The sequence below is a fragment of the Bacteroides sp. An19 genome (genome assembly GCF_002160215.1).
Lineage (GTDB): Bacteria > Bacteroidota > Bacteroidia > Bacteroidales > Bacteroidaceae > Phocaeicola > Phocaeicola intestinalis.
In genome coordinates, this window is record NZ_NFKD01000001.1 from 173,377 (window position 1) to 200,215 (window position 26,839).

The 26,839-nt window shown below is 49.3% G+C and carries 23 protein-coding genes and 1 tRNA gene; 6 read left to right on the top strand and 18 right to left on the bottom strand.

What is annotated here, in order from left to right; all coding sequences use genetic code 11:
- The first annotated feature begins 29 nt into the window (after positions 1-29).
- Positions 30-671 carry a DUF4136 domain-containing protein gene (locus B5F25_RS00935; RefSeq protein WP_087247022.1) on the top strand — a complete coding sequence of 214 codons (642 nt, stop codon included), beginning with the start codon at positions 30-32 and terminating at the stop codon, positions 669-671.
- A 17-nt stretch (positions 672-688) separates the two neighbouring features.
- Positions 689-1,321, top strand: a complete 633-nt coding sequence (locus B5F25_RS00940; protein WP_087208129.1) for an outer membrane beta-barrel protein — start codon at positions 689-691, stop codon at positions 1,319-1,321.
- Positions 1,322-1,430: 109 nt separating this feature from the next.
- Here the strand turns inward: B5F25_RS00940 and yihA are convergent, their stop codons facing one another.
- The 5 genes from yihA to B5F25_RS00960 all read right to left on the bottom strand — a co-directional run bounded on the left by yihA (position 1,431) and on the right by B5F25_RS00960 (position 5,395).
- The gene (yihA, locus tag B5F25_RS00945) at positions 1,431-2,030 is read right to left on the bottom strand and encodes a ribosome biogenesis GTP-binding protein YihA/YsxC (RefSeq protein WP_087247024.1); all 600 of its coding nucleotides are present in this window, start codon (positions 2,028-2,030) and stop codon (positions 1,431-1,433) included.
- Positions 2,031-2,058: 28 nt separating this feature from the next.
- On the bottom strand, positions 2,059-3,291 hold the full coding sequence (locus B5F25_RS00950) for a GTP-binding protein (protein ID WP_087247026.1): 1,233 nt from the start codon (positions 3,289-3,291) through the stop codon (positions 2,059-2,061).
- 64 nt (positions 3,292-3,355) lie between these two features.
- Complete coding sequence (locus B5F25_RS21450) at positions 3,356-3,520, bottom strand: hypothetical protein (RefSeq protein ID WP_158098037.1); 165 nt, start codon at positions 3,518-3,520, stop codon at positions 3,356-3,358.
- An 82-nt stretch (positions 3,521-3,602) separates the two neighbouring features.
- Complete coding sequence (gene dnaJ, locus B5F25_RS00955; RefSeq protein WP_087247028.1) at positions 3,603-4,775, bottom strand: molecular chaperone DnaJ; 1,173 nt, start codon at positions 4,773-4,775, stop codon at positions 3,603-3,605.
- 20 nt (positions 4,776-4,795) lie between these two features.
- Positions 4,796-5,395: a nucleotide exchange factor GrpE gene (locus B5F25_RS00960; RefSeq protein ID WP_087247030.1), complete on the bottom strand. Its 600-nt coding sequence runs from the start codon at positions 5,393-5,395 to the stop codon at positions 4,796-4,798.
- A gap of 184 nt (positions 5,396-5,579) precedes the next feature.
- Here B5F25_RS00960 and B5F25_RS00965 point away from each other — a divergent pair, with 184 nt between their 5' ends.
- The 3 genes from B5F25_RS00965 to B5F25_RS00975 all read left to right on the top strand — a co-directional run bounded on the left by B5F25_RS00965 (position 5,580) and on the right by B5F25_RS00975 (position 8,887).
- Entirely contained in the window at positions 5,580-7,202 is a 1,623-nt protein-coding gene (locus tag B5F25_RS00965) for an ATP-binding cassette domain-containing protein (RefSeq protein ID WP_087208120.1), read from the top strand.
- Positions 7,203-7,474: 272 nt separating this feature from the next.
- Positions 7,475-7,549: transfer RNA gene (locus B5F25_RS00970), tRNA-Pro, on the top strand.
- Positions 7,550-7,678: 129 nt separating this feature from the next.
- Complete coding sequence (locus B5F25_RS00975) at positions 7,679-8,887, top strand: site-specific integrase (RefSeq protein WP_087247032.1); 1,209 nt, start codon at positions 7,679-7,681, stop codon at positions 8,885-8,887.
- A gap of 38 nt (positions 8,888-8,925) precedes the next feature.
- On the opposite strand, the gene B5F25_RS00980 is transcribed toward B5F25_RS00975, so the two are convergent.
- The 5 genes from B5F25_RS00980 to B5F25_RS01000 form a co-directional block, all read right to left on the bottom strand.
- Positions 8,926-9,396, bottom strand: a complete 471-nt coding sequence (locus B5F25_RS00980) for a DUF6808 domain-containing protein (protein WP_087208116.1) — start codon at positions 9,394-9,396, stop codon at positions 8,926-8,928.
- Complete coding sequence (locus B5F25_RS00985; RefSeq protein WP_087247096.1) at positions 9,393-9,836, bottom strand: N-acetylmuramoyl-L-alanine amidase; 444 nt, start codon at positions 9,834-9,836, stop codon at positions 9,393-9,395. Before B5F25_RS00985 ends, B5F25_RS00980 begins: the two co-directional genes overlap by 4 nt.
- 16 nt (positions 9,837-9,852) lie before the next feature.
- Positions 9,853-10,221, bottom strand: a complete 369-nt coding sequence (locus B5F25_RS00990) for a hypothetical protein (RefSeq protein WP_087247034.1) — start codon at positions 10,219-10,221, stop codon at positions 9,853-9,855.
- A gap of 170 nt (positions 10,222-10,391) precedes the next feature.
- The gene (locus B5F25_RS00995; protein ID WP_087247036.1) at positions 10,392-11,594 is read right to left on the bottom strand and encodes a site-specific integrase; all 1,203 of its coding nucleotides are present in this window, start codon (positions 11,592-11,594) and stop codon (positions 10,392-10,394) included.
- A 384-nt stretch (positions 11,595-11,978) separates the two neighbouring features.
- Positions 11,979-12,350: a hypothetical protein gene (locus tag B5F25_RS01000; protein ID WP_087247038.1), complete on the bottom strand. Its 372-nt coding sequence runs from the start codon at positions 12,348-12,350 to the stop codon at positions 11,979-11,981.
- A gap of 134 nt (positions 12,351-12,484) precedes the next feature.
- Between B5F25_RS01000 and B5F25_RS01005 the strand changes: the two genes are divergently transcribed.
- Positions 12,485-12,856, top strand: a complete 372-nt coding sequence (locus tag B5F25_RS01005) for a hypothetical protein (protein WP_087247040.1) — start codon at positions 12,485-12,487, stop codon at positions 12,854-12,856.
- Positions 12,857-12,913: 57 nt separating this feature from the next.
- On the opposite strand, the gene B5F25_RS01010 is transcribed toward B5F25_RS01005, so the two are convergent.
- The 8 genes from B5F25_RS01010 to B5F25_RS01045 all read right to left on the bottom strand — a co-directional run bounded on the left by B5F25_RS01010 (position 12,914) and on the right by B5F25_RS01045 (position 26,823).
- A complete protein-coding gene (locus B5F25_RS01010; protein ID WP_087247042.1) occupies positions 12,914-13,483 on the bottom strand; it encodes a hypothetical protein in 570 nt (189 codons plus the stop codon).
- A gap of 60 nt (positions 13,484-13,543) precedes the next feature.
- Positions 13,544-14,347, bottom strand: a complete 804-nt coding sequence (locus B5F25_RS01015; protein ID WP_206423521.1) for a hypothetical protein — start codon at positions 14,345-14,347, stop codon at positions 13,544-13,546.
- 1 nt (position 14,348) lies between these two features.
- Positions 14,349-14,612, bottom strand: a complete 264-nt coding sequence (locus B5F25_RS01020; protein ID WP_087247044.1) for a hypothetical protein — start codon at positions 14,610-14,612, stop codon at positions 14,349-14,351.
- A gap of 6 nt (positions 14,613-14,618) precedes the next feature.
- Entirely contained in the window at positions 14,619-20,060 is a 5,442-nt protein-coding gene (locus B5F25_RS01025) for a hypothetical protein (protein WP_087247046.1), read from the bottom strand.
- Positions 20,060-20,332 (bottom strand): hypothetical protein, encoded by a 273-nt coding sequence (locus B5F25_RS01030; protein ID WP_087208105.1) that lies wholly within the window; start codon positions 20,330-20,332, stop codon positions 20,060-20,062. The genes B5F25_RS01025 and B5F25_RS01030 overlap by 1 nt, the downstream gene beginning before the upstream one ends.
- A 74-nt stretch (positions 20,333-20,406) precedes the next feature.
- Positions 20,407-24,303: a phage tail tape measure protein gene (locus B5F25_RS01035; protein ID WP_087247048.1), complete on the bottom strand. Its 3,897-nt coding sequence runs from the start codon at positions 24,301-24,303 to the stop codon at positions 20,407-20,409.
- Positions 24,304-24,364: 61 nt separating this feature from the next.
- Positions 24,365-26,302, bottom strand: a complete 1,938-nt coding sequence (locus B5F25_RS01040; RefSeq protein WP_087247050.1) for a hypothetical protein — start codon at positions 26,300-26,302, stop codon at positions 24,365-24,367.
- 65 nt (positions 26,303-26,367) lie between these two features.
- A complete protein-coding gene (locus tag B5F25_RS01045) occupies positions 26,368-26,823 on the bottom strand; it encodes a hypothetical protein (protein WP_087247052.1) in 456 nt (151 codons plus the stop codon).
- Positions 26,824-26,839: the final 16 nt, after the last annotated feature.

The following is a 26,839-nucleotide window of genomic DNA, read 5'->3' on the forward strand; positions in this document are numbered from 1 at the left end:
TTATGATTTAATTAAATGGAAAGACAGATATGAAAAAGAATTTGTTTATGGCATTCGGTATAATTGCTTTAATGAGCTTGGCCGCATGCGAGAAAGACCCGGATATGGGGCAGTTGGACAGTGATTTGGTAGTATATACCGATCATGACAATAGCGTTGATTTCAGCAAGTATGTTACATATTATTTGCCTGATAGTATTTTGGAGGCAGGTGATATACATGCTTCGTATTGGACCGACAACAATGCACTGGCTATAGTCGGTGAAGTAGAAAATCAGATGAACCGTTTGGGTTACCAGCGTATTACTGATGCGACTCAAAAAGGCAATGCTGATGTAGGTGTACAATTATCGTATGTGTCACAGACCAATACTGTCATTTCCGGCGGTTATTGGGGAGGCTGGTGGGATCCTTTTTACTGGGGAGCCGGCTGGGGCGGATGGTATTATCCTTATCCGGTAAGTTATAGTTATGACACGCAAGCCTTGATTTTAGAGATGGTGGATTTGACAGGACAGGATGCAGACAACAATCAGCGTCAGATTCCTGTAGTATGGTATGCCAGTGCTTCGGGGTTCCAGTTCGGGAGCAACCGTGTGAATATGCAGTTGTTGTTGGATGGTGTGGACCAGGCTTTCAGTCAGTCGGCTTATTTGAGTACCAATAAATAATAAAGGAGGATTAAATTATGAAAACAATGATATTCAGAAGTTTTGCAATAGCTTGTTGTGTAATGCTGTGTGGAGTCGCAAAGGGATATGCTCAATGGGATGCCCGTAAAATGCATTTTACTATCGACTGGCAGGTAAATGCTCCATATTCTACTGATTTTGCAGATAAAATCAGCGGGTGGGGGATGAATTTTGAGGCTACTTATAATGTGGCTCCACGTTGGGCGATAGGAGGCTTTATAAATTTCCACACCAATCATAGGTATGTAGGCAGGCAAACTTTACAACTTTCCCCTACTGAATCGCTGACGACTGACCAGCAACGTTCGGCTTATCAGTTACCTTTTGGACTTACAACTTCGTATAGTATATATAATGGTAAGGTAGTTAAGCCTTATGTAGGTGTGAAACTGGGAGCAGCATATACGCGTTATACCACCTATTATGGTACAGGAGGGGTGTATGATAATCCATGGGGATTTTATGCTTCGCCTGAAATCGGTTTGCGCATTTTCCCATTTAAAGGTCATCGTTTAGGTTTTCACATAGCAGGTTATTATAGTTATATGACCAATAAAGCGGAAACCTTAGCCAGTGAAGATATTGATGGACAGAATAATGCCGGTTTCCGGTTGGGTGTGATTTTTTAAAAGGTTCTTTTAAAAGGTCTTGATTTCACATAAAGGGTCATCTCAAAATTTTTAGGGATGACCTTTTATGTGTTTAATTGATTCCTGACAAAATGACATGACTTGGGACTTATTGTAATGTGCGATTGACTGATTCGATGTAATCCAGCAATTCTTGTCTTCCAGTCTTTTTTTCGGATGAAGTAATGAAATAGGGGGGGAGTTCTTCCCATTGCTCTTTCAAGGTATCAAGAAAACGTTCTACATTTTGCTTAGTCTTTCCGGCACTTTGTTTGTCGGATTTGGTAAATACAAGCGCAAAAGGCACGCTGTTCTCACCCAGCCACTCAATGAATTGTAAGTCTATCTTTTGAGGTTCAAGCCGGCTGTCAATCAGTACAAACAGGCATGTCATCTGTATTCGTTCCAATACGTAATGTTGGATGAGGTTCTTGATATTTTCCATTACCTTCTTCCCTCGCTGTGCATAGCCATACCCAGGCAAATCAACCAGGTACCACGAATTGTTGATGAGAAAATGATTAATGAGTAATGTCTTTCCGGGAGTAGACGAAGTCATAGCCAACTTAGAGTGATTGGTCAGCATATTGATGAGGCTGGACTTGCCTACGTTGGAGCGTCCGATAAAAGCATACTCGGGCAGATTTCCGTCCGGACACATATCCGCCCGCGAATTACTGACAACGAATTTGGCACTTGTTATTTCCATATTGTTTTTATTGGTTGTGTTAGAGATGTTAATATTCCAGACACTCATCCAAATCATGTGTGATTTGTGCTTTATCGAGATGTTGCCCGATGAAAACGAGTTTTATCATGCGGTCTCCATACTTTTCATCCCAGTCACGCATTAACCCAGGCTCTTGCACCATCAGTTTGACCAAGTCTTCTTCGGGTGCGGTGGCATACCATAAGCCTGCTTCGTGCAGTTGCTTTTGTCTTCCTGCCTGTTCGAAAAGATAAGACATGTCGCGGTTATGGCTGAAGTAGCATACCCCTTTCGCACGGATGATGTTTTTCGGCCATTTGGTAGCGATGTAGCGGTCTAACTTATGAATGTCGAAGGCAGGGCGACGGTAATACACGAATGTGCCGATACCGTATTCTTCTGCTTCACCCTCATCGTGGTGGTGATGCTCGTGATGGTGATGATTTTCTTCTTCGTGAAGTCCGTCTTCATCGTGGTGATGTCCTTTGGCAGCTTGTAGGTGAGCTTCGCGTTCTTCTTCTTCGGTCGCAGCTTTTTCAATACCCCGAATCCATCCGGCAGATGTTGCCACACGTTCGAAATTAAACATCTGTGTATTTAGCAACTTATCGAGGTCTGCATTCCCATAGTCGCATTCGATGATTTCGGCAGCAGGCTGAATAGTACGGATTATTTGTTTGATACGGTTTAATTCTTCGGGTTTTACTTCAGAAGCTTTGTTGAGCAGGATGATATTGCAAAATTCGATTTGTTGGATAATCAGGTTTTCAATATCTTCTTCGTCAATGTTTTTGCGTGTCAGGTTATCTCCACAGGCAAATTCGTCTTGCATACGCATGGCATCTACTACCGTTACGATGCAATCCAGCCGGCAAATGCCATATTTTGCATAGGCACCACCTAGTGAAGGTATGGAACAGATGGTTTGTGCGATGGGTACCGGCTCACAAATGCCACTAGCCTCAATGACGATATAGTCGAATCGCTGGCTTTTCATCAGCTCAAACAACTGTTCTATCAGATTGGTCTTTAGTGTGCAACAGATACATCCGTTTTGCAAGGATACCAGGCTGTCATCTTTTTGATTTACGACACCTCCTTTTTGAATCAGGTCAGCATCAATGTTTATTTCGCCTAAATCATTTACAATGACGGCAAATTTGATACCCCGTTTGTTGGAAAGGATTCGGTTTACTAAAGTGGTTTTTCCGCTGCCCAGATAGCCGGTAAGGAGCAGCACCGGAATTTCTTTTGGTTTCATATGAGATGAGGATTAATAACGGTATTTTGAACGCAAGCCACACAGGCTACACAGAAAATAATTTTCAGAAACTGTTCGGGAATTCTACAAAAAGTTTTTTGGCTTGATGTATTCGTCTTCGTGTGTGCTTTGGGCGTTTTTTGTCTTTTCCGCTTCTTTCTTCGTCAGACAGACCGCAATCTTCCTCATCATAGAAGCAGAAATGTCTCAAAAACTCATCCCAAATCATCGCACGATAAATTCACAACAGTTTCTCAATTGAAAAGACTGTGTCGTCTGTGGGTGCTGTGATGGTATCAGCAAAAGCGTATTTATTCGAATAAGCTTCTGAATTTCTTGAATATTTTTTCTTTCAAGGTCATGTTGGGCTTGAAACTTTCCGATTCCTGCCATTTTTCCAACGCTTGGCGTTCTTCTTTGTTCAGCTTTTCAGGAATATATACACTGACATTTACCAGTAAGTCTCCCGTACCTGTATTGTATCCGTAACTGTTAATTGTAGGGAGCCCTTTGCCTCGCAGGCGTAAAACTTTACCCGGTTGAGTGCCTGGCTCTATTTTGATTTTTGCCTTGCCATCGATAGTGGGGATTTCTACCGTGCCTCCCAATGCCGCTGTAGGCACGCTTAGCAAGAGGTTGTAGATGAGGTCGCTTTCATCACGGATTAGTTCGGGATGTTTTTCTTCTTCGATCAAGACCAGCAAATCACCCGGTACACCGTTATGTTTCCCGGCATTTCCTTTACCGTTGATAGTGACCTGCATACCTTCGGCTACGCCTGCCGGTATCTTTACCGTTACGATTTCTTCGCCGTAGACAATGCCTTCTCCGTCACATTCTTTGCATTTGTTCTTGATAATTTTGCCTTCACCTCCACATTGTGGGCACGCAGACTGGGTCTGCATCATGCCGAAAATGCTTTGCTGGGTACGGGTGACACTGCCTGTTCCGTGACAGGTAGGACAAGTTTCCACGCCTCCTGTGCCTTCAGCTCCAGTTCCGTGGCAATGACTACATTGAACGTATTTTTTCAGTTTGAATTTTTTTTCTACTCCTGTAGAAATTTCTTTCAAACTGAGTTTTACTTTTACTCGCAAGTCGGAACCTCTGTATCGGCGTTGGCGTGGCTGGGCACTTCCACCACCGAATCCTCCGAATCCTCCTCGTCCGCCGAAGATATCACCGAACATAGAGAATATATCATCCATTGACATTCCGCCTGCGCCGAATCCTCCGAATCCTCCTCCGCCGGCAGCTCCGTCTACGCCTGCAAAGCCGTATTGGTCATAGCGTGCACGTTTGTCCGGATTGCTTAGGACTTCATATGCTTCTGCTGCTTCTTTAAATTTTTCTTCGGCTTCCTTGTCGCCGGGGTTTCTGTCCGGATGATATTGGATTGCTTTCTTCCGGTAGGCTTTCTTTATTTCATCTGCCGAGGCCGACTTGTCGACCCCTAATACTTCATAGTAGTCTCTTTTTGCCATATCAACAAATCTTTTTTATATTATTGTGCAACAACAACTTTCGCGTGGCGGATTACTTTGTCGTTCAGTTTATATCCGGTTTGTACACAGTCCAGCACTTTTCCTTTCTGCTCTTCATTGGGGGCGGGGACCAATGCGACAGCCTCGTGATAGTCTGTGTCAAAAGCTTCGCCTATTGGTTCCATTTTCTGAAGTCCTTCTTGCTCCAGCACTTTGTGGAACTTTTGCGAAATCAATTCGATACCTTGGCGGATGGCATCCAAATCTTCTGTCTTTGCTGCATTTTGCAAGGCACGCTCCATGTCATCAAGAATCGGGAGTATGGCACTGATGGTTTTTTCTCCTCCATTCTTGATTAATTCAGCTTTCTCTTTCATCGTGCGTTTCCGATAGTTGTCGAATTCGGCAGACAGACGCAAGTATTTGTCTTTTTGCTCCTCGATGGTTTTTGTGGCTGTTTCCAGTTCTTTTTGCAATTTTGCTTCACCGGTCAATTCTTGTTCGTCTTCTTTCTTATTGGGTTCTTGCTTGTTTTCAGATGTTGTCTCAGTTTGTTCGCCTGAAGGCTGTTCGGCCTGGCCTTGTTTGATTTCTTCTTCGTTATGATTATTTGTACTCATAATTATATAATGTTTTGTTTGTTCTGAAAAATGGCGCTACAAAATCCGTGCCTGAATGGCTGGCATGCGAAAAACAGGTGCAAAAGTAATGAATTTTTGCCATACTGGCAGGCTTTCTGTATTTCATTTGCCTTTTTTTCTTATCTTTGTGCCCACATAAGTTTAATATAGGTATAGTAAAAAGATGATAACAGTTTCAAACGTAGCCGTTCAATTTGGTAAAAGAGTGTTGTACAACGATGTGAATATCAAGTTTACCAATGGAAATATTTATGGTGTCATTGGTGCCAATGGCGCTGGAAAATCCACATTTTTGAAAGTCATTTCAGGAGAACTGGACCCTACGAAGGGAAGTGTAACTTTAGGGCCTGGCGAGCGTCTTTCAGTATTGAGCCAAGACCATTTTAAGTATGACACGCATACCGTACTCGACACGGTACTGATGGGGCATACGGTATTGTGGGATATCATGAAGCAGCGTGAAGCATTATATGCCAAGGCTGATTTTTCGGACGAAGATGGGCTGAAGGCAGCTGAACTGGAGGAGAAATTTGCAGAGTTGGAAGGATGGAATGCTGAAAGCGATGCGGCGATTTTATTGAGCGGATTGGGCATTAAGGAAGACAAGCATTATGTTCTGATGGGTGACTTGAGTGGAAAAGAAAAGGTACGTGTGATGCTGGCACAGGCTTTGTTCGGTAATCCGGATAACTTATTGCTTGATGAGCCGACCAACGATTTGGATATGGATACAGTGACATGGCTGGAGAATTATTTGGCCGATTTCGAGCATACGGTTTTGGTGGTGAGTCACGACCGCCACTTTCTTGATTCGGTATGTACACATACGGTAGATATTGATTTCGGGAAAGTGAACCTTTTTGCAGGGAACTACAGCTTTTGGTATGAATCCAGTCAGCTTGCTTTACGCCAACAGCAGAATCAGAAGGCAAAAGCGGAAGAGAAACGTAAGGAACTGGAGGAATTTATACGCCGTTTTTCTGCCAATGTGGCAAAATCAAAACAGACCACCAGCCGTAAGAAAATGCTGGAAAAACTGAATGTGGACGAAATCAAGCCTTCTTCGCGTAAATATCCGGGCATCATCTTTACTATGGATCGTGAACCGGGAAACCAGATACTGGAAGTGTCAGGGTTGCGTGCTACCACTGAAGACGGCACAGTGTTGTTTAACGATGTAAACTTTACGGTGGAGAAGGGGGACAAGATTGTGTTTTTGAGCCGGGACCCACGTGCAATGACGGCTTTATTCGAAATTATCAACGGCAATCGCAAGCCTCAGGCAGGACATTATAACTGGGGGGTGACGATTACCACAGCCTATCTTCCATTGGATAATACCAGTTATTTTAATAGCGATCTGAATCTGGTGGATTGGTTAAGCCAATATGGCGAAGGAAACGAAGTGTATATGAAAAGTTTCTTAGGCCGCATGCTCTTTTCTGGAGAAGAAGTGTTGAAAAAAGTCAATGTACTTTCGGGAGGCGAGAAAATGCGTTGCATGATTGCGCGTATGCAACTTCGCAACGCCAATTGCCTGATATTAGATACGCCTACTAACCATCTTGACTTGGAGTCGATTCAGGCATTTAACAATAACCTGAAGATTTATAAAGGAAATATCCTCTTTGCCTCGCACGACCATGAGTTTATCGAGACCGTGGCGAACCGTATCATTGAGCTTACGCCAAACGGTATCATTGACAAGATGATGGAGTATGACGAATATATTGCGTCCGACCATATTAAGGCGATGCGGGCAAGAATGTACGGGGGTGAAGATTAAAGAAACTGTTTTGGATTTATCGTACGCTGATTTGGGTTGACTTTTGAGAGTCTCTCCCGACCTTCCTTTATGAGGAGGCTGGGAGAGGCTGTGATGAGGAAGATAGCGGATTGTTTGGCAAATAACAGAAGCGGAAAGGCAGATAAAGTCCATCAAAAGTTAGATGCCTTAAAAAATAGATGTGTTTGCTTTTGGAAAAAAAAGATTGCCAAAAATTTGCAGGTTACAAAATAAACCATTACCTTTGCATCGGTTTTGAAAAAATGACCATTCGGGGTGTAGCGCAGTCCGGTTAGCGCACCTGCTTTGGGAGCAGGGGGTCGTGGGTTCGAATCCCGCTACCCCGACTTGAGTCCTGATTTCGTTGGAAATCAGGACTTTATGTTTAAATAAAGGTCTGTAAAAATGTATATAAATGTCTGTTTTTGTCTGGTTGGTAAATCGTCAAAATCTAAACCGTAAAAAAACAGAGCATTATGGGAAGGAAAAAGACATTTCTTATACCGCCGCACTTGGTAGACGCTGGCGGTGACCTTACAAAACAATGGTATGTGGAATACTCCTGCCGGAACCCGAACACGGACCAGATGAAACGGTTCCGGGAATACGGCGGATTTGCGAAGCTTAAGACGGCAAAGGAGCGGTACGCCCATGCGGACAAGCTGATAGCCGAAATCCGGAACAAGCTGGTTTCGGGCTGGACGCCGTTTGAAAAGAGGAGGGTTTCGTATGAGGACGAGCTTGCCATGCAGAAGTATGCGGAACGGTGGGGGAAGATGAAGGAAAGCGTGCCTTCGCTCCGGATGTACCTGTCGGGCTTCTTGCAACTGAAGAAAGAGACGGTAATCCCGCATTCGTACCAGACGTACCGGTCGAAGCTTCGGATTTTCAACGAATGGGCGGAACACGAGGGGCTGGACAAGGTGCACGTGGGTTGCTTTACGCAGGAGCGCATCCTGGAGTTCTTCCGCTACATTGTGAAGGTGAACGACCTGAGCATCCGTTCGGTGAAGAAGTACAAGCAAATCCTGCACGGCTTCTTCGATTATCTTATCAGCCGGAAGCTGATAACGGAAAATCCGGTGTGCGATGTGCCGAGAATGGGCAGGAAGACGGACGAAGCCGCACGCCCCATACCGGACAAGGAACGGAAGCGGCTGCTCGATTTCATGAAGCGGAATGACCCGCAGCTTTGGCTGGTGTGCCTGATGGAGTATTACTGCGCCATCCGACCGAACGAACTGCGCCAGCTGCGCATCGGCCATCTGGACCTTGAAAACGGGGTAGTCCGGATACCTTGTACCATCAGCAAGAACGGGAAGACGGAACTGGTGAACATCCCGAACCAGCTGCACCGGCTGTTGAAGTCGATGGAACTGGACAGGTATGAATACACCGATTACCTTTTCTCTACCGGAGGGAAGCCGGGACCTGCCATGTTAGGGAAGAACACGCTCCGCTACCGGTTCGACCGCATACGCGACAAGCTGGGGCTGCCACCGGAATACAAGCTGTACAGTTTTAAGTACACCGGCGCATCAGCTTTGGTCAATGCCGGTATCGACACATGGGAACTGCAGCGGCACATGCGTCACAAGAGTATCGATACGACCGAACACTATATCCAACGGAATTTCGCCGTGAAAAGTGACAAGCTGAAGAATGAATTCCCCGATATAGACTGACAATCCAATCCCCGGAGCCGGAACGCTTCGGGGATTTTTTACCACTGCCACAGATTCCAGTTCAACGTCAGTGCCACCACAGGCGACAAACCGCCCTTGCCCACACCATATCCGGCACTCAGTCCGATGCCGAACCGCTTGGGCTTCGGCTGATGAAACACATCACGGTAGATGTAACGGTCAACATACTGCGTCTGTCGGTACATGCGGATGCTGTCGAGCGAAGGACGCACGCCGCTCACCCATGCCGTGTAGGTGGAATCGTCGGTGTACATCTTCTGCTCCTTCGCGTGCCTGCACCCGTCGACCTCTATCGTGTCACCTGTCAGCCATGCAATGTAGGGTAGGGGAGAAACCAACAGCAGCGTATCGACCTTTGTCTTCGTCACCACGATGGGCGGTGCCTGTACCGTATCGGTCTTCACCGCCGGGTGCCTGCCAGCCGGACGTACCAGCCAGCCCAAGGCGAAGCAGGCTATGCCTATTATTATATAAGGTAGGGCTTTCATAAACCAGCGTATTCGGTTTTGGCATCGAAACACGGGCACTCCTTGATTCGCTCCCACGGGTCGACTGTGCCGTTTCCGTTCGTGTCGGGGCTGATGTCACGGTGTCCGAGAATCACTGCGTCCGGATATCGGGAACGAAGCAGCCGCAAGAGTTTAGCCAATGCCTTTTTTTGCGGCTCGGTGCGGTTGTCCATGGCTTTGCCCTCCGCATCGATGCCGCCGATGTACGCCACGTTGATGGCGGTTTGGTTGTAGCCCCTCACGCCGTTGCTCACCTTTTCGTCATCGAGCAGCTGATGGATGGCACCCCCCGGGTCTACGATGTAATGGTATCCGGGGTTCTTCCAGCCCTTTCTTTTAAACTCATTCTTGATGTCATTCACACTGGCGGTCTGATGGCTTGCCGTGCAATGTACGAATATGCGTTCAATCTTTCTCATATTGGTAAATCTTAAATTAATAATCACTTGGAGGAATACGATTTTTGCAACCTTTCACCTGACACTCCTTGATACGAAGCGAAGTGTTCTCGAGGGCAAGCGTTGTGTTCTTCTCCTGTAGCTCACGTATGCGTTGCCGGTCGTCCTCCTTCTCCTTATAGAGCTGGTCTATCTTGGCATTCAGTTCGTCCACCCGCTTGTCACGCTGCTCGTAAAGTGCTTTCCATTCATCGGCATACACGGTCAGGTTGTCCAGTTCCGCCCGGCGTGCCTCGGCGTTCGCCTTGCGTTTCTTGCTGTCGTAGAACAGGAACACTCCAAGTAGAGGAAGCGCTACGGAAGACACCAGCGAGCTGATGATTGATACTATTTGCTGAAAGTCCATAAAATGATGTTTTGTTCAAATCTATTAATAAATTTGCATTCTATTTATCAATGATCACGCAAATCGACTGACACAGCGTGTCATATACAAATACAAAAATAAATATGTGCCTAAATAACGGAAAGGACAAGATAAAGGTAGAATACAGGTATATTCTTAAAGGAATCTACCTAATATATACCCATTAATGTGTTATTTTGACTCCTTGATAAAACATTCTTACTTCTATATGCTGTTTTCAAGTCCCTTACAATCGTGCCCGGCAATACCTCCGAATAAATCTCCGTAGTCTTCACGGATGTATGACCCAGCAGCTTTTGGACGGTGGTTATCGGCACTCCCTGGTGAACCAGCAACGTGGCACAGGTATGGCGGCTGGAATGGTAGGTGATGTGCTTCTTCAACCCTGCCAAGGATGCTATCCGTGCCAATGACCTGTTGACATCGGCATTGCTTCCAAGCCGCGTGAACTCACAGACGCCATATCGGTCAAGGATATCAAGAGCCTTGCCGCCGAAAAGCAGGTACAGCGGTATCTTTGTCTCGAAGCCTGTCTTCTGCGACTTGAAGCACAGCCACAGCTTGCCGTGCAGGCGAATGAAGCTCTCCGGCTTCAACCGGCAGAAGTCGGAGAACCGGAGACCGGCATAGCAGCAAAACAGGAAAGCGTCGAGCACATGGCGGAGCCGCTTGTCTTCGACTTCCAGCCTCTCCAGCTTCTTCAGTTCGCCGGGAGTAAGGAACTCATGCCTGCCCTTCTCCTGCTTTATCTTATACTTGCGGAACGGATAAGCATCGGTATGGATATAACCTTGGTTGATGGCTTCGTTGACCAAGGTACGGAGCTGCCGCAGATGCTTGGCTATCGTGTTCACGCTGTTCCCCCTCTCCCGTAAGAACGATTCGAACTCCTTCAGGAAAGAATAGGTGATGTCCTTGAAGTCAAGCCCTTGCCGGAACTCCGAAAGCAAAGTGACGGTAGTCTTCAGGTTCTCTTTCGTGCTCTCCTTCTTGTCGGATGTGTCAATCTCCCTCTTGGCGAACGTCAGGAATGTCATATTCGGATTCTCCCGTTTCTTCACCGATGCCTTCAATAAGGATAGCGTAACAGGGACGGCACGTTTCCAGTAAGCTATCTCAATCGACTGGAGCTTCAGTATATACTCGTATAGCATGGCGTTCAATTCCAACGCCTGCGGATGGTTGCACACTTGCGACACCTCCTTATCCCAGCATTCCGGTCTTAGGTATACATTCGTTGTAAGGTATATCTTCCGCCCGTTCAGTGAGCATTCCACTTGCACTAATGCCGTTCCTTGCTTGTTCAGTTTCTTCTTGCGGTTATAAACCAGTCTGTAGCGAATCTTATCCATGTTATTTCCTTTTGCAAATTAGAATACAAAGGTAATAGGCGTTGACATGGGTTGTTGTTTTTATACGAACTGGAAGGACTGATGAATCCTTTCTTATCCAAAGAAGGAATATCGCCCGAAGAAGACTTTAACAATATATTAGATTATGGAATATATACTATTTATTCATCCACCCAAAACAATGTAAATGCTCCATCGACTGAAATCTCTTATGGAATCATATTATGCTATGGGCATTCAAGAGAAAGTGAAAGAATAGCACAAGTAGTAATTGATGCAAATAGAGGTATAATATATACTCGGAGGAAATATAACGGATGGTCTAATTGGAGAACTGTTTAGTTACGATAAGTAATAGTAGGCACGTGAGTGCCTACTATCCCCTTATTTTGCTTGAGCATCAGTAGCTGAACTGGGTATTTCAGATATAGATGTTACAGACTTAATACTACCATTAAGCATAAGTATTCCACATTCTCCCCAAGAGCCTAATCCTTCGATATACAATTCATATTTACTCGAATCTCTAATATATTTAAATCCGAAATTTCCATTCCCTGATAGTTTTGTGACATAATGAGATTCATTTACTCTTCTATAATTATATATAGAACCTCCATATCCATTATTTCCACATAAACCTATTAGTATATTTGTTTTTGAATTATATTCAAACTCTATTTTTGTATAAGTTAGAGTATTTGAGGTACCAACTGTCACTAAGGGAAACAAATGTTTATATAGATCAGCATTCATCAGTCCCTTCTTTTCCGAAGTAGCTTCTGGCAACAGTTCTTCCAGTTCGGAGTAATTTATATTGAAGTGTATAGATTCGTTACCGAGCACTGGAAGGACTACTGCCTGTGGTCACTACTTCTAATAAAGGTCTGATGAGTGCTGATTTATATAAATATTCCGTGAAATATTTTTTTGTTCAAGGAACTAAAATGGCTAAATTATACACTAAATCAAATTCTCGTTGGATACGTAAAGGGGGCTTAATCTGTTTGTCCGATGAATCTAAAGGCTCTTTATATTCTTTTTGCGTTGTTGAAATATCAGGTGAACCGACAAAATTTTTTGTGTATAAGATATTTGGCGATGATTCAAGAATTGAGTTTTACCAAAAAAATTCTGAATTATATGTATACTTTAATACAGAGGCCAGTAACAATATATCTCTTATTGGTTTCTCATCTGAAAATATTGTTTATACTGACAATACATTAGATGGAACATTTACGAAAATTGGAATATCATAGCGGTAAACAGCAGTCACGCCAATACATTTCTAACTATTGGCGTGACTGCTGTTGTTGTTATACGTTAGGGAATAGAGTTAATCCAGATGTATCTGTTGAAGATTGCCTTTCTGCAATAAATTCATTATTTTCAAGTCCTTCTGTATTTGCAAAACATACATATGCAGAAACAAAACTCTCTAACAAGATATATACAGATAAATAATCTCCTTCCTCTTTATAATACAGTTTAAATTTTTGATTGGATAATCCTAAATTCTTATTGGCTGCAATTATACCTTCTGTACGATTTACCACGCTCGCAATGACAAATGTAGTAGCAGAACCTACATTTTTTTGCCAAAGTAACATTCCTAAAGGAAATACGGCACCTGATTGTTTTTCCATTTTTGCTATTTTAACCAAAGCAGGTGTACCTGCTGTTCCCCAATGGGATAGAGGGTAATAACTTATATAAGATGTTGGCATCAACCCCTTCTTATCCTTGGAGGCTTCCGGTAATAGTCCTTCCAGAACTGATACAAGGTCTGATTTTGATATTTGGATAGAGTTCCCGTTAGAATCCAATGCGCGTACATATTCGAAGTTGTTCGCTTTCGTCAATTCATTTTCTTTTCTGTCAGCCATAATCTTAATTTTTTAGTTAGTAATTCAGTTTTAGTCTTAGTTTTGTATCATGATACCCCGTCACACCTCCTGTGCTATTGCCGGAATCTCGCCCAGCTTGTATACCTGCACCCCTGCGTCTTGGATGCACAGGTAGGTAGTGCCGTCCTCCGTGTAATACTTGTCCTTGACAAGCTCCGTCTTTCCGGGCGTGTAGGGTATCGGGTTCTCCAGCGTCCCGTCAGGTGCGGACGGCTCTTCTTCCGTGACCGGTTTGACATATCCGCCCGAAACGAGGTCGGCAAGGTCATACGACAGTGCGATGCCGCTGTCGCGGATGCAAAGGTAAAGAACATCCTTGTCGGTGTAGTACAGCCCTTCCACAAGTTCCATGTTGTGCTCCCACGGTATCGGGTCGTCCTTCGTGCCCTCGTGCTCTTCCTGAACCACCTTGTACAGCGATTCCGTTCCGGTGCCCGGAACCCATTCTGCCGCGAACGTATGGGGTTGCAGCACTTTATACAGCGTTTCCCCGTATTGGAACTTGAAGCCTGCGTAATGCTCGTTTCCGATTTCGTCCTTCCATTTAGGGAAGAATCCTTTCATTTCAATGGCCTGCGCGTCCGTAAGGTTTGCATCGTTTACCTTTGCCGCGATGCCGCCGATAAGCGTACCCACTTTTTCCAAGTAGGCATAATCAACATTGTCCACTTGGAAAAGCTGCTGCTGCATGATCATCTTGTCCTTCTCGGTCTCCGTGATTTCCCTCCACATCGAAAGTTCTTCTGCGGATGAGACTATAACCTGCTTCTCGAACCTTCTGTTCTCAATCGGTGTATCGTAACTCTCGGTCAGATAACACCCGTTCCCTGCTTTCACTATCATATCATTCCAATAATTTGGTTATACTCTCGATAAGCTGCGGCGTGCATGTATCGGCACACGCCCTTATCAGTTCACACTCCCTGTCATCGTACTCCTCCTCATCCTTGGAGTTGTAGATTTTCCGTGCAAGCTCAAGCGCGGCGATTCCGGAGCATTTCGTGTAGACGAGGTTCGCAAAGTCCTCGCGTATGTCCTGTACGAAAACGGTCTTTCCGGATATGTCCGTCTTGAACTCGATTCTGCTGAAATTGATTTTCTTTCCCATATCTGATTATGAATCAAAGTTTCCTAACCAGCTGCAGTTGTATGCAGCGTTAACGCTATCGTAATATACAAATGCAGCTTTCCCCCTTGCCAGCCCCACAGTGGACACCTTGCTTGTGTCATTGTAAACCATCAGCTTATTTGCACAAGCTATCGTAATGCCGTCAGCTGACCTGTTGGTGATGAAATAGAACTGCCCGTCTTCCGGAGCGGAAGGAAGGGTAATGGTGATACCTGCCCTAATCGCAATGATGAATGTGTCATATACGGTAATGGACGTGCTCGAATCAAGACGCCTTGTCCTGAAACGCACACCGCACAAGTCCCCTTTGGGAATATACAGCGCATGGTTTCCGTAGCTCGGTGTATCATCGTACCCCTTTGCACCGTCCACACTTATGTAGATTCCGAAGTGACCGGACAACGAATTGGACTCATGGTTCTCGAAACGCCCTGCTGATGTGTACATGCCCCCCATGGATGCCGGAAACACCCTTGACCCGATGAATGCGTAGCATGACGTGCTGCCGGTACGGATGAAAGAGTCGTTTATAGACAACGAGCCACCCGAACCTCCGGCTGTGGAGTTTGCCCCAATATAGCCGTTGCCAATCGTAAATCCCCCTATGTTTCCGCTGGTCGCATTGATTGTCCCGGTAATGTTAGCCTTGTTCGAAGTAAGGTTCCCGTATTCATCCACTCTGAACGGCGCAGTATCCGGAGTGGACGAACCTACCCAGATACGTATCTTTGCACCCGATTCGCTGCCTGACAGACCGGCGGTAACTGTACCGTCAGACTTCTGTACCAGCAGCTGGTTGCCTTGCAGGAACGTTATCTTGGCATTCTTCGCGATGATGAGCGAGGTGAAGATTGCTGTCGTATTTGTGGCGAACTTCTGCCAGTATGAGGTATTCGTATAGGTTATGCTTGAGTTCGACTTGTGCGTACGGAGGCAACGGTATGCATCCCATCCGGTGGCTGTCGAGTCATTACGTACCAACGCCACGTCTATATACCTGACAGGCAGACTGCCGTCCGTGATATTGCTGTCATTCCGGTATTCCACGCCTGTAGCCCATTCTGATGTACGTACCACGCATCCGTCAATACCTTGAAGCCCTTTGTCTCCCTTGTCTCCTTTATCTCCTTTGTCACCCTTGTCACCTTGTTCTCCCTTGTCGCCTTTGTCACCTTTATCACCCTTGTCACCTTGTTCTCCCTTTTCACCGTCTTTACCCGGTTCTCCTTTTTCACCGACATCTCCCTTTTGAGAAAGTAAATCATAATCCGCCGTGTTTGTTTCTCCTGTCAGAATGTAGTTCCCGTTCTTATGGGTAAGACGGTTCCCGTTCTTGTCAGTGAGTGTCCAAAGGGGCGGATTGGTCGTGGAATGCTTCGCAACATAAGAGCTTCCGCCCATCGTGACCACTCCCATATAGGGTACAGCCATGCCCGATTTCCACTTGCCCATCTGCGTGTAACCGTCTCCCTTCATCTTCGACCACTTGTAATCGGAAGGCGTATTGCTGTCGCTCGCGTTCAGGTCGGTCAGCACGCCGATGTACTCGCCCGTGTCCTCTCCGTTGTTCCCTGTGAACGTCTTGCCGCCGTCATCCGAATACTTGATGTGCAGGTAATAGGTCTTGCCGTCCTCGCCGTTGTAGCCGGGAATACCCTGTTCGCCCTTGTCACCCTGAATGCCTTGGAATCTCGCCCATGCGTACTTGGTGTAGTCCGTGCTGTCTTCCTGTGTGAAGTCTACATATGTACCAATATAGACATTAGGCGTTTCCGACATCGGATTCCCGTTCTCGTTGGCTGAATACTTGATGTGGAAGTAAGTCGTCTTGCCGTCCGCGCCTTTCTCGCCCGGTATGCCTTGTTCACCTTTATCCCCCTGCAGGCCGTCAAGCCCGTTCTGGCCGCGTTCTGCGAGCACGTCATATTCGGCTGTGTTCGTCTCTCCGGTAAGCAGGTAGTTCCCGTTTTTGTCGGTCAGCCTGTTCCCGTCCTTGTCAGTCAAAGTGAATAGTGGTGGGTTTGTCGTGGCTACTTTGGCGACAAACGAACTGCCACCCATCGTGACAACGCCCATATAAGGTACGACCATACCGGACTTCCATTGTCCCATGTGGGTATATCCGTCACCTTGGTCTCCCTTGTCGCCTTTATTCCCCTTAAACTGCGACCATGTATAATCAGAAGGGTTATTCCCCTCGGTCTGACTGGTCTTGTTAACGGCAATGCCTATGTAGACAGTGGACGATTTAGGAGTATCATACATACCGCTTCCGTCAGCGTTGTCTGAATACTTTATCCATGTATAGTACTGTGTGCCGTCCTCTCCCTTGGCTCCGGGCACGCCTTGGTCGCCTTTGTCGCCTTTCTCGCCCTTGATAAGGCTCCAGGTGTAGTCTGTCGGGTCGTTACTCTCGTTGGGCACAGCCTGGTTGTAAGAGAAGCCGATGTAGGATTTCCCGGTCGGGTCGTTGCTGATGCCTCCACCCTGCGCATTGTCCGCGTAGCGAATCCAAGTGTAGTGGGTCACGCCATCTGCCCCTTTCTCGCCGGGTACGCCTTGTGGGCCTTGGTCACCCTTGTCGCCTTTCTCGCCCTTGAACTTGCTCCACGTGTAGTCGGCGGGGTCGCCGCTCTCCGTCTGTGTCAGCTGGTTCACCGCAATCCCGATATACAGTGTGGTGTCCTTGGGCTGCTGGTACATGCCGCTGCCGTCGGCATTGTCCGAGTAGGCAATCCAGGTGTAGTATTGCGTACCGTCCGCACCTTTCTCGCCCGGCACGCCCTGTTCGCCCTTTATGTCGCTCCACGTGTAGTCCTCGGGATTGTTGCTTTCCAATGAGGATTCCTTGTTGTAGGCGAATCCGATAAAGGCTTTCCCGCTGGGATGGTCAGAGATGCCTGTACCCTGTGCGTCATCGGCGTAACGAATCCAAGTGAAAAGGGTCTTTCCATCCTTGCCGGGTGTACCTGGCACGCCTTCCGCCCCATCTGTGCCGTCCCGTGCGACCAGTACGTATTCCGCGGTGTTCTCTTCTCCGGTAAGGATATAGCCATAGGTCGCCCCGCCGTCCTGCGTCTGGAGCAATCGGTTGCTGTCCTTGTCGGTCACCGTCCACAGCGGGGGGGTCGATGTGCCGTTTTTATTGATGCACTGCCACGATGCCCCTCCCATGCGGACGATGCCCATATAGGGAACGAACATCCCGCTGTACCATCCGCCCATGTTGACGGGGCTGGCTCCGTCCTCGCCTTTCTCGCCCTTAATCAGGCTCCACGTGTAGTCCGTGGGCGTGTCACTCTCGACGGCGGTAGTCTTGTTATAGGCGAATCCGATGTACTCCTTGCCCGTGGGGTCGTTGCTGATTCCCGTGCCTTGGGCGTCGTCGGCATACCTTATCCATGTATAATAAGTCTTTCCGTCCCTTCCCGGCTCACCCGGAACTCCTTGAGGTCCCTGGTCTCCTTTGTCACCCTTGTCTCCCTTGAAAAGAGACCATGTGTATTCGGACGGGTCTGTGCCTTCCTGCTGGGTGAGCTTGTTGACGGCTATCCCTATGTATCTTGTAGACGGCGTGGGCTGCTGGTACATCGGGTTGCCGTCGGCGTTGTCCGAATAGGCAATCCACGTCCAGTACTGGGTGCCGTCCTCTCCCTTCTCGCCCGGTACGCCGTCCGTACCCTTAATCAAAGACCAGGTGTAGTCTTCGGGGTCATTGCTTTCCAGCTGCGATTCCTTGTTGTAAGCGAACCCGATATACTCCTTGCCTGAAGGGTCATTCGTTATTCCTGTCCCTTGCGCGTCATCCGCATAACGTATCCACGTGTACAGGGTTTTCCCGTCCTTGCCGTCCGTACCCGGTACGCCCTCCGGTCCCTGTTCACCGTCCTTTCCGTCCGTACCGTCAGCGGCTATCAGCTGGTATTCGGCATTGTTGATTTCTCCCGTAAGCAGGTAGCCGCCGTCCTTGTCCGTCAGCCTGTCTCCACCCTTGTCTGTCAGTGTCCAGTAAGGAGGGTTGGTGGTACCGCCCGTGTTGATGCACATGAAGGTAGCGTTGCCCATCCTGACCACACCGAGGTAAGGCACGACCATGCCGCTGTACCATCCTCCCATGTTCACCACGCTCTGGCCTGCCGGTCCCTGTATGTTGCCGGCATCGCTCCACCCTGTTCCGTTCCACACCCACAGGTGCCCGTCTATCAGATAGCCGTCCCCGACTTCATTCCCGTCCTGCGGAAGTTCGGATGAGCTGCCCAGTGAACCGAGTATGCGGAAAGAAGTTCCGTCCTGCCCATCCTGCCCCTTGTCCACCTGCAGCAGCCAGTCCGGATTGTTGCGCGAAGGAACCGATGATGTACCGTCTTCGTTCACGCACAGCCATATACACCCGTCATGGCTCACGCGGTCATAATAGTCGTAGTGTCCGCTCTTCCATGCACCCCTGTCGTTGGCGGTCATTATCGGCGTTCCGTCAGGTTTCAGCTGCGTGACCTCACCCGTGAAGAACACGTTCGTGCCGTACATGCCGTAGCCGCTGGCGGACAGGCCGTGGATGTTAAGGTTGGTGAGGTCTCCTATCTGGAACCGTATGTTGGCCGCACCGATCTCCCATGTGTTCTGGTTCACTATCATGCGGATGTAGCTGCGTGTCTGGTACATGCTAGACTGGCGTGATGCATTCGTGAAGTTCCCGTAGCAGGAGAAATGCATCTGCGGCTGCGGATGCACCGTATATCCAGGACGCAGGGAATAGGTGAACGTATCATTTGAATTACCGGAAACACCCGTTATGCGGAAATAAGAAGTGGCGAACCCTGCGAACTTAAAGTTACCTTTGCTGTCGTCACTGTCCCCGGTAGCGTCAAGGTCATTCCCGAAGTGGTAGATGCCCATTGCTATGTCATCATTCGACACGGCACCCATCTCGCCGTCCTCGAGTTTCAGCGTACATGTGCCCGTGGACAGCGTATTCCCTTCATCGTCCGTATCCGGTGTGCAGGTGAGGATGATCCCTGCCCCTGGCGTGTTCCACCGTATGCCAAGATAGACCTCCACGCGGTTGTACCGGAGTTCAGGCACCTGTAGCCATTCCCACAGTGTAAGGCCGCGCATCTCACCGTTCCCGTTCTCGTCAATCTTTGCACCGAACCCCGAAAGGCCGGAAGCGAAACCTTCTTTGCCGAACACCGCACCGGCGTATAGTGTGAGGAGGAAACGGGTGGCGTCCGCTTTATCCTTGCGGAGAAAGTTCTTCAGTTCTTGCAGGATGCCTTCGATTTTGTCATTCCACTCTTCATCCTTGTCGGACAGCTCGGCTAAGGCAGCAGCAATCTTGGCAAAGTTGCGCATCCATTTCATGCGTACGTCGTAGCCGGTGTCTTGTGCTCCGTTCCAGGGGATTATCTGTTCATAATTGGTATCCATTACTTCAGTTGCAGTTCGTTGTCGTTAAATGTTAGCAATAAGGGTTGCCAGCACGATGCCTGTTTGCCTGTATCGAGGTCGATGTAGTTCAGCATATAGTCAGAATAGCGGTTGCGCTCCTTGCGGTTCTGTTTGCAGAGCCGGGCACGGCATACCGTGACGATTCCTTCGCTTTTCCTGCGCGCTATGCTGTAGCTCATGAAGGAGAAAGAGAAAGGAATGCGCAAGCGGCTTAATTCCCGCATCCGGTCTATAGCTTCGTATACGTCCACTTCTATTTACTATTTAGCGATTTACTATTTACGGCAAAGGTAAGAGGGCAAATATGTTGGGAAAAGGACAGCGTTCAGCGGCTCACGTTCTTCTCCAGGCGGTTCACCCGGTTGATGGCGTCACGCACTTTGCGGGGGTCTACCACCAGTTCTTTTTCTGTCAGGATGGTCAGCAGGCGGTTGTTTTCCTGTAGCAGTACCACCACCTGTGAGCGTTGTTCTGCCGTCATTCCGGCAAAGGGTGACGCTGATGAGCGGGCATCACCCGTGCCGGTATCGGTGTATCCGCCTTCGTAGCGTCCGCCACGGGTGCGCACCTGCTCCAGGATCTGCGTGGTGTTGAGCATCCGGATGGTGCCCCGCTTCTGCGCCACGTCGAACACATCGAGGAACTGTTTGACGGCGGGGTTTGCCACTGCCTCGTGGTTGGCGACGAACTCATTCTTGTGTACGGGGATGACTCCGGCGGTATCGTGCGGGTTGCCTTGGGCGGTGTAGCCTTCGATGTAGTCATTAGAGTAACCGCCCGAGTACAGACCCTTGGCTTCATCGCGCTGCTGTTTGGCGACGGCGATTTGGGCGGCTCCGGCAACAACAGCTGCTGCCGCAGCGGCAGCACCCAAAGCAGGACCGACAACAGGAATACCTGCCATTGCCTTGTATGCCTCCATAGCTGCTACGGCGGTGCTTGCCGTCACCTGCAATACGCTCATGGCGAATTGTGCGTCGGCGTATTTCTTCTTGACCTCTTTCATTGCCGCCTCTTTTTCTTCTTCCAGCTTGGTGGTGTCCTTGCCTGCCTTCCGGGCGGCGGCAATCTCCTTGTTATACTTGGCTTCCACCTGGCTCAGCTCACGGTCTTGCAAGGCACTTATCAGCTGGCTGGCGGATGAAGCCGCCTGACCGACCACTTGCATTGCCGCTTGGGCAATTTCGTTGCGCATCTCTTCTTGTTCTTCGGCGATGCGTGTTTTCTCTTCCTGGTATTCTTCGAAGCTGACCAAATCATCGGCGTACATCTGATTCAAGATATCGTTCTTCTGCCCGAAGTCGTCTGTGCTGTCTATGGCTCTGAACCCTTCTTCCCGCTGCGTGCGCCGGTCGCGTTCCTGCTGGCGGTTATCGCCTTGCTTCTGCTCCACTCTCCTATCCAGCAGTTGCCCTTCCACTTCGGTGGTATCCATGCCATACTTCTCCAGCAGCCGCTTGCGCTCCTCCAGATACTCCCGTTCGATGTCGAGCAGCCGCTGGCGGTAGGCTTCTTCGTCGGCGATGTCGCCGCTGATGAATGCCTGCTTGGCGGCTTGCCTTTCTTTTTCGGCATCCGATTCCGCCTTGCCGAAGTCGGCGTTCTTCTGCGCTTCGTATGCGCGGTTGGCTTCGGCTATCAGCTTGTCGTATATCTGCCCCTGTATCTGGGAGGTGTCTTCGCCGTTTTTCTCCAGCAGGTCCCGGCGTGCGGCGAGGTAGCCCATTTCTTCGTTGTACATTTCTTGGCGGTACTGCTCTTCGGTAATCTTCTGGTCCAGGTAGTTCTGCTTGATGATGTTCAGCCGCTCGCGGTAGGCGGCTTCCAGTGCATCGTTTCCGGAAGCGGAAGCGGCAGGCGTTCCGGTCGTACCTGTGGTTATCGGTTTCGTTCCTGTTACGGTAACTTCCGGCAATTCGCTCGATGACACCTCATCGTTTTGCTTCGGCATCCAACCTTCGTACTTCTTGTTGATGTCATCAAGGGCAATATCCAGTTGATAGACACTGTTCATGTAGTCCATGATGTCATCTTTCATGCTGGCGGTCAGCTTTCGTCCGGCAAGGTATTCTTTTTCAAGCGTCGCCATAGTATTTCCTACTCCTTTCCGGTAGTCTCCACCCTGTACGGCTGCATCCGCCATGCTGCGCAGGTCTTGGATGAAACTGGCGGCCTCTTGGTCGCTGCCTGTCAGTTTGGTCACCGATTGGCGCAGGCTTTCTAAATAGTCCATTTGCTTGGAAGCGGCCTTTTCGGTCACTTGGCTTGCTTCTTCGTTTTTATATTTCAGGGCAATCTGTTGTGTCAGCGAAGTATTGATGCGGTCGTATGCCGCCTTGATTTCGTCCAAACTGCTCTTTTCGGTCAGCAGGTTAGGCAAGTAAGTTCCGTAGCGTTTGTTGATTTCATCGATTAGTTCTTTGCGCCGTTCGGTACCATCGCCGGCTTGTTGCAAAGATGTGAACAAACGGCCGACGGCTTTTTGTTCGTTCGCCAGTTCGCCGTTCATCTTCTTCATTGAATCGCTGACGGCAATCTGGTTTCGGTTCCAGTCAATCAGTGCGCCTACCAACACTCCTACCGCGGTAGCGGCGATGCCCCACGGGTTGGCACGCAGAAGGGTGAAGAGCGACTTCATGCCCGTGACGATGCGTCCCGTCCACAGCACTTTCGCCTTGTCGGCAATGACGGAAATGTTTACCGCTGCCGTGTACAGCCCCACCGCCGTAGTGGTCGTAATGATGACACCCCGGTAGTCGTCGAAAGCCTTGATGAGCGAAAGCAGCCCCTTTACGGTCAGGCTGCCGAAGCTGATAAGGTTCTTCATCACCGGCTCCAGCCGTTCGCCCAGCTCTATCCGCACTTCCTGGAAGTTTTTGCGTGCCTTCTCCAGCCCGGCTTGCACGGTGTTGTTCTGCACGTTGTATTCGTTGGTGATGCTCGTGCCTTCGGCAAAAGCCTTGTTGGCGTTCTCCTGCTCACGGCGCACCAGGTCGACATTGCCCGCCAAGGTACTGATGACGCTTGCCGCTTCGGCTCCGCTGAGCTGCATTTCTTTCAGCACCGGGGCGATTTGCGCCATGCCGCCCATCTTGTTGAGGGCCTCCAGGAACGAGATGACCGCTGCGTTGACATCGGTCTGCATCAGCCGGGTGAACTCCTCCACATCCATCTGTGCCAGCCGGGCATACTTTGCCGGTTCCTGGTAGATGCGTAGGATGAGACCGGACAGTGCCGTGCTCGCCATCTCCGAGCGCAGCATGTTCTGGTCGAGTGCCGAAGCAAATCCCATGATATCGGTGACGGACATGCCTGCCTGCTTGCCCACGCCGCCCATGCGTGCCGTGAACTCCACCAGGTAAGGTTCGGACGCGCTGGTGCTCTGTGCCACCTGGTTCACTGCCGAACCGATGGCAAGCATGTTGTCGCGCAGGCTCCGGCTCTCGTCGCCGAACATCTGGCTGAGCTTGCCTATCTGGTTCACGGCTTCCTCGCCCAAGTCTTCTCCCAGTGCCACGTTTATCTGGTTCGCCGCTTCGACGAACTCCCGCACGTTGTCCACCCCCGTAATGCCCAGCTTGCCTGCCTCGCCAGCCAGCCGGTTCAGCTCCTCGCGTGGGGTACGGGTGTCCATCTGCTTGAACTGTTCGTTCAGCTGCTTCACTTCCTCCCGTGTCATGCCGGTGTACTTGATGGCCTGGCTCTCGGCTTCTTCCATCTTGGCATATTCATCCACACACTGGCGCATGGTGAGGGTCATGCCGGTCAGGGTGGCGATGGCGCCTGCTGCCATGCCCGCATAGCGGTTGAATCCGTCTGCCAGCTTGCTGATGGAAAGTCCGGTCTGGGTGGATGCGTTCCGAAGTTCTTTCATCCGTTGCTCGGTCAGCAGGAGTTCGGCCTGATACTGCTTCCATTCTTTCGTGCCGGGCTTGACGTTGTTCATCGCGCGGCGCAATTGCGAAGCTCCCTTGCGCAGTTCGTTATAGGTCAATGCGGTGCGCCCCGCTTCCAGCCGCTGGCTGTAGAGCGAGCGGTTCAGTTCGTCCTGACTCTTTTTGAGTGCCTTGTATTCGGCCGAGTTCTTTTTGCCTGCATCGGCAAGTTTCTGCATTTCTGCGGTTACTTGCTCCAGCTGGCGTTTGGTCTCGTCGAATTTGGCTTTGGCTTCCGAGTTGTCGATACGGATAGCCATGCGGAAATCTCTTATACTGATAGCCATCTTGTTTACTATTTAGCCATCTTGTTTACTATTTAGCCATTTACGATTTACTATTTACGGTTTAACTGTCCAGCCAGCGTCCGTTATCGAGCCACACGCCGCCGTCACGCCACTTGCCGTCTGCCAGAATCCAGCGTGCGTCTGCTTCGGTGTCGCTGATTTTGGCGGGGTAGAACGTGCCGGTCCATGCCCCTTTGCGCCCGTTGGCATCGAGGGTGTATTCTATCTCCTTGCACACGTATCGTTTGTTGCGGATTTCGAAAACGCCCCGCGGGTCGTACAGGTTGGGATCGTGGCTGGTCAGCTTGATTTCGTTGCGCTGGTCTACGTCTAATGTGCCTTCCCAAAAGCAGGTTTGCAGGTCCGTCAGCCGGAGCGTCTTGCCCTCGGTGTTGGTCTGTATATAGGTATTGCTGTCCCACACATAGAGATATTCGTCTGTATAAGCGAAAGGAATGTCTAAAACCACGTAGTGCTCGGTGTTTGCCACAGGCAAGGCTGCCCCTCCGTAAAATGCCACGAAGATGTTGTTTTTTGAAGGAGTCCCGTCACTTTCTCCCGTACTGCTGTTGTTGATCAAGTCGGACACAGGGGTACGCCCTTCGGAGCCATCGTCTTCGTCACCGCTACTTCCCGAACCTCCGTCAACGACAGGCATAGGAATATATATAGGAACAGTCAGACCTGCTCCGTCACCCCGGAAGAAATCTTTGCCTGTCTGCCTGATTTCCGCCGGCATTATCTCCAGTTCTACCTCCTGTTCGGGGTCTGCACGCTCAATGGCGGCAAACTCGTCTGTCAGAATCCATCGGTTTCTGTCACCTGCATGGTCTTCGCCCGACATCGTTCCGTAGTATGCTTTCCTCCGGGTCTCCCCGTCAGTCCATACCGTGTCTGTCTGCTGGTGCTGGGAAGAGCCGAACCAGTAATCCATCCGCCCGACAAAACCGCCTTGCTGCGGCGGGATAGCCCCTATGTCGATGGTGCTTTTACGGGCTGCAGCCTTCACCGTATCGGGCAGACACCTCCCACGCCAATACGCATTGTCCGGAAACGCATACCGCACATCGCTCTGCAGGATGTTTACGGTTTCGGGCTCATCATCTTCATCGGCAGTCTCCACTTCGTACACATCTTCTACCCAGCGGACATGGCTTGTGGTGGAAGCGTGGTAATATTTTTGTTTGGCAAGGAAACGCACGTTCCGGCTCCGGTTGTCTACTACAAACACACCGTCGAACATCAGTTCCAGCTGTTCCAGAAAGTCTCCCACGCTCCAGCCGGGCAGCATCTCGCACCATTTCATCGTACGTACCGCATGGCAGATAAACAGGTCTTCGTAGGCGGTGCCGGCCAGCAGGTTGTCGGTCAGTTTGTATCCAAGTGCTTCGAACAGGCTGTTGATATAAACACACAGGTAAGGCTGCGGGATGAAACGGTCAAGGTCGGGAGATACGGACCCCAAAGAGCTTACATTCCCAGGGGTCAGATCCGGAGATCCCGTAGTGAGATTGACCCATGGATTAAGAATCTCTTCTCCGTCGCGGTCGTACACCATGGTCAGGCAATAGTCTACATCCGGATAACGCTTCTCGATATGTTCAACCGCTGCCTTCTTGGTAATGGCCGCTGTCACCGGCATGCCGGAAAGCGAAGAAATCTGCAGGTCGTTGCCGATGATATAGTTCAGTTCCGAGTTTCCGCTGGCTATCTGTATGCTCACGCTCTCATCTGTCCATCCTGTGATGATTTCGGTGCCGTCACAGTACACCCGGTTGTCGGCTATCAGAATGGCAGTTCGTTTGCTTGCCACTTCTGTCACCGAGTTCAGGCGGTTCAGGTGTTTGTAAAGCTCCGCATTGGTCGGGTTGCCGAGCGGCAGGGTGATGTCGTAGGTATATTCGCCGTTTTTGGTGAAAAGCGGATTCTCACGCTTCACCTGCACGCTGAAGTCTTTTGGCAATACGGCGGAAACGCCGTCGATGTATAGTTCGGTCATTTTTTGTCAGGAGTTAAGAAGTTAAGGAGTTAAAGGAGTTAGAGGGAGTTAGAAGCCAATAGTTATCACGCATAGTCTTGCAGCTTGAATCCGATGCTCAGCCCGTTCCAGCCTCCGAAGATGTCGTATTCCCACTCGATGGTAAGTCCTGACACAACCTGCATTTCGTTGTCGCAGACAAAAGGGGAATCCATCAGGCGGTTGCGAAGAACCAGCATCAGCTGCTGCAGGGCGGCATAATGCGCCAGTTCGTCTTCGTCACTCTGACTGCCCGACGGCACTTTCTCCAAGAGGAACAGCACCATGTCGTTGCCGCTGCTGAAGTTATCGGCATCCCCATCCACTGTGGCATCGGGATATTTGGCACACAGGATAACGCCGCGCCGGTCACGCAGCTTGCGGATGATGTGCCCTTCGCGCACGGCGAGCGCAATGCCTTCTATCTGAACGTCTTTAGCTTGTCCGTTAACGTTCTCCTTTAATTCAATAAGCCATTCTCTGAATCGTTTGATGTCAACCATAATTTTTTAATTAAGA

Coding starts and splice junctions, on each gene's coding strand:
- B5F25_RS00935 (WP_087247022.1), top strand. CDS start 30: ATGAAAAAGAATTTGTTTATGGCATTCGGTATAATTGCTTTAATGAGC.
- B5F25_RS00940 (WP_087208129.1), top strand. CDS start 689: ATGAAAACAATGATATTCAGAAGTTTTGCAATAGCTTGTTGTGTAATG.
- yihA (WP_087247024.1), bottom strand. CDS start 2,030: ATGGAAATAACAAGTGCCAAATTCGTTGTCAGTAATTCGCGGGCGGAT.
- B5F25_RS00950 (WP_087247026.1), bottom strand. CDS start 3,291: ATGAAACCAAAAGAAATTCCGGTGCTGCTCCTTACCGGCTATCTGGGC.
- B5F25_RS21450 (WP_158098037.1), bottom strand. CDS start 3,520: ATGATTTGGGATGAGTTTTTGAGACATTTCTGCTTCTATGATGAGGAA.
- dnaJ (WP_087247028.1), bottom strand. CDS start 4,775: ATGGCAAAAAGAGACTACTATGAAGTATTAGGGGTCGACAAGTCGGCC.
- B5F25_RS00960 (WP_087247030.1), bottom strand. CDS start 5,395: ATGAGTACAAATAATCATAACGAAGAAGAAATCAAACAAGGCCAGGCC.
- B5F25_RS00965 (WP_087208120.1), top strand. CDS start 5,580: ATGATAACAGTTTCAAACGTAGCCGTTCAATTTGGTAAAAGAGTGTTG.
- B5F25_RS00975 (WP_087247032.1), top strand. CDS start 7,679: ATGGGAAGGAAAAAGACATTTCTTATACCGCCGCACTTGGTAGACGCT.
- B5F25_RS00980 (WP_087208116.1), bottom strand. CDS start 9,396: ATGAAAGCCCTACCTTATATAATAATAGGCATAGCCTGCTTCGCCTTG.
- B5F25_RS00985 (WP_087247096.1), bottom strand. CDS start 9,836: ATGAGAAAGATTGAACGCATATTCGTACATTGCACGGCAAGCCATCAG.
- B5F25_RS00990 (WP_087247034.1), bottom strand. CDS start 10,221: ATGGACTTTCAGCAAATAGTATCAATCATCAGCTCGCTGGTGTCTTCC.
- B5F25_RS00995 (WP_087247036.1), bottom strand. CDS start 11,594: ATGGATAAGATTCGCTACAGACTGGTTTATAACCGCAAGAAGAAACTG.
- B5F25_RS01000 (WP_087247038.1), bottom strand. CDS start 12,350: ATGAATGCTGATCTATATAAACATTTGTTTCCCTTAGTGACAGTTGGT.
- B5F25_RS01005 (WP_087247040.1), top strand. CDS start 12,485: ATGAGTGCTGATTTATATAAATATTCCGTGAAATATTTTTTTGTTCAA.
- B5F25_RS01010 (WP_087247042.1), bottom strand. CDS start 13,483: ATGGCTGACAGAAAAGAAAATGAATTGACGAAAGCGAACAACTTCGAA.
- B5F25_RS01015 (WP_206423521.1), bottom strand. CDS start 14,347: ATGATAGTGAAAGCAGGGAACGGGTGTTATCTGACCGAGAGTTACGAT.
- B5F25_RS01020 (WP_087247044.1), bottom strand. CDS start 14,612: ATGGGAAAGAAAATCAATTTCAGCAGAATCGAGTTCAAGACGGACATA.
- B5F25_RS01025 (WP_087247046.1), bottom strand. CDS start 20,060: ATGGATACCAATTATGAACAGATAATCCCCTGGAACGGAGCACAAGAC.
- B5F25_RS01035 (WP_087247048.1), bottom strand. CDS start 24,303: ATGGCTATCAGTATAAGAGATTTCCGCATGGCTATCCGTATCGACAAC.
- B5F25_RS01040 (WP_087247050.1), bottom strand. CDS start 26,302: ATGACCGAACTATACATCGACGGCGTTTCCGCCGTATTGCCAAAAGAC.
- B5F25_RS01045 (WP_087247052.1), bottom strand. CDS start 26,823: ATGGTTGACATCAAACGATTCAGAGAATGGCTTATTGAATTAAAGGAG.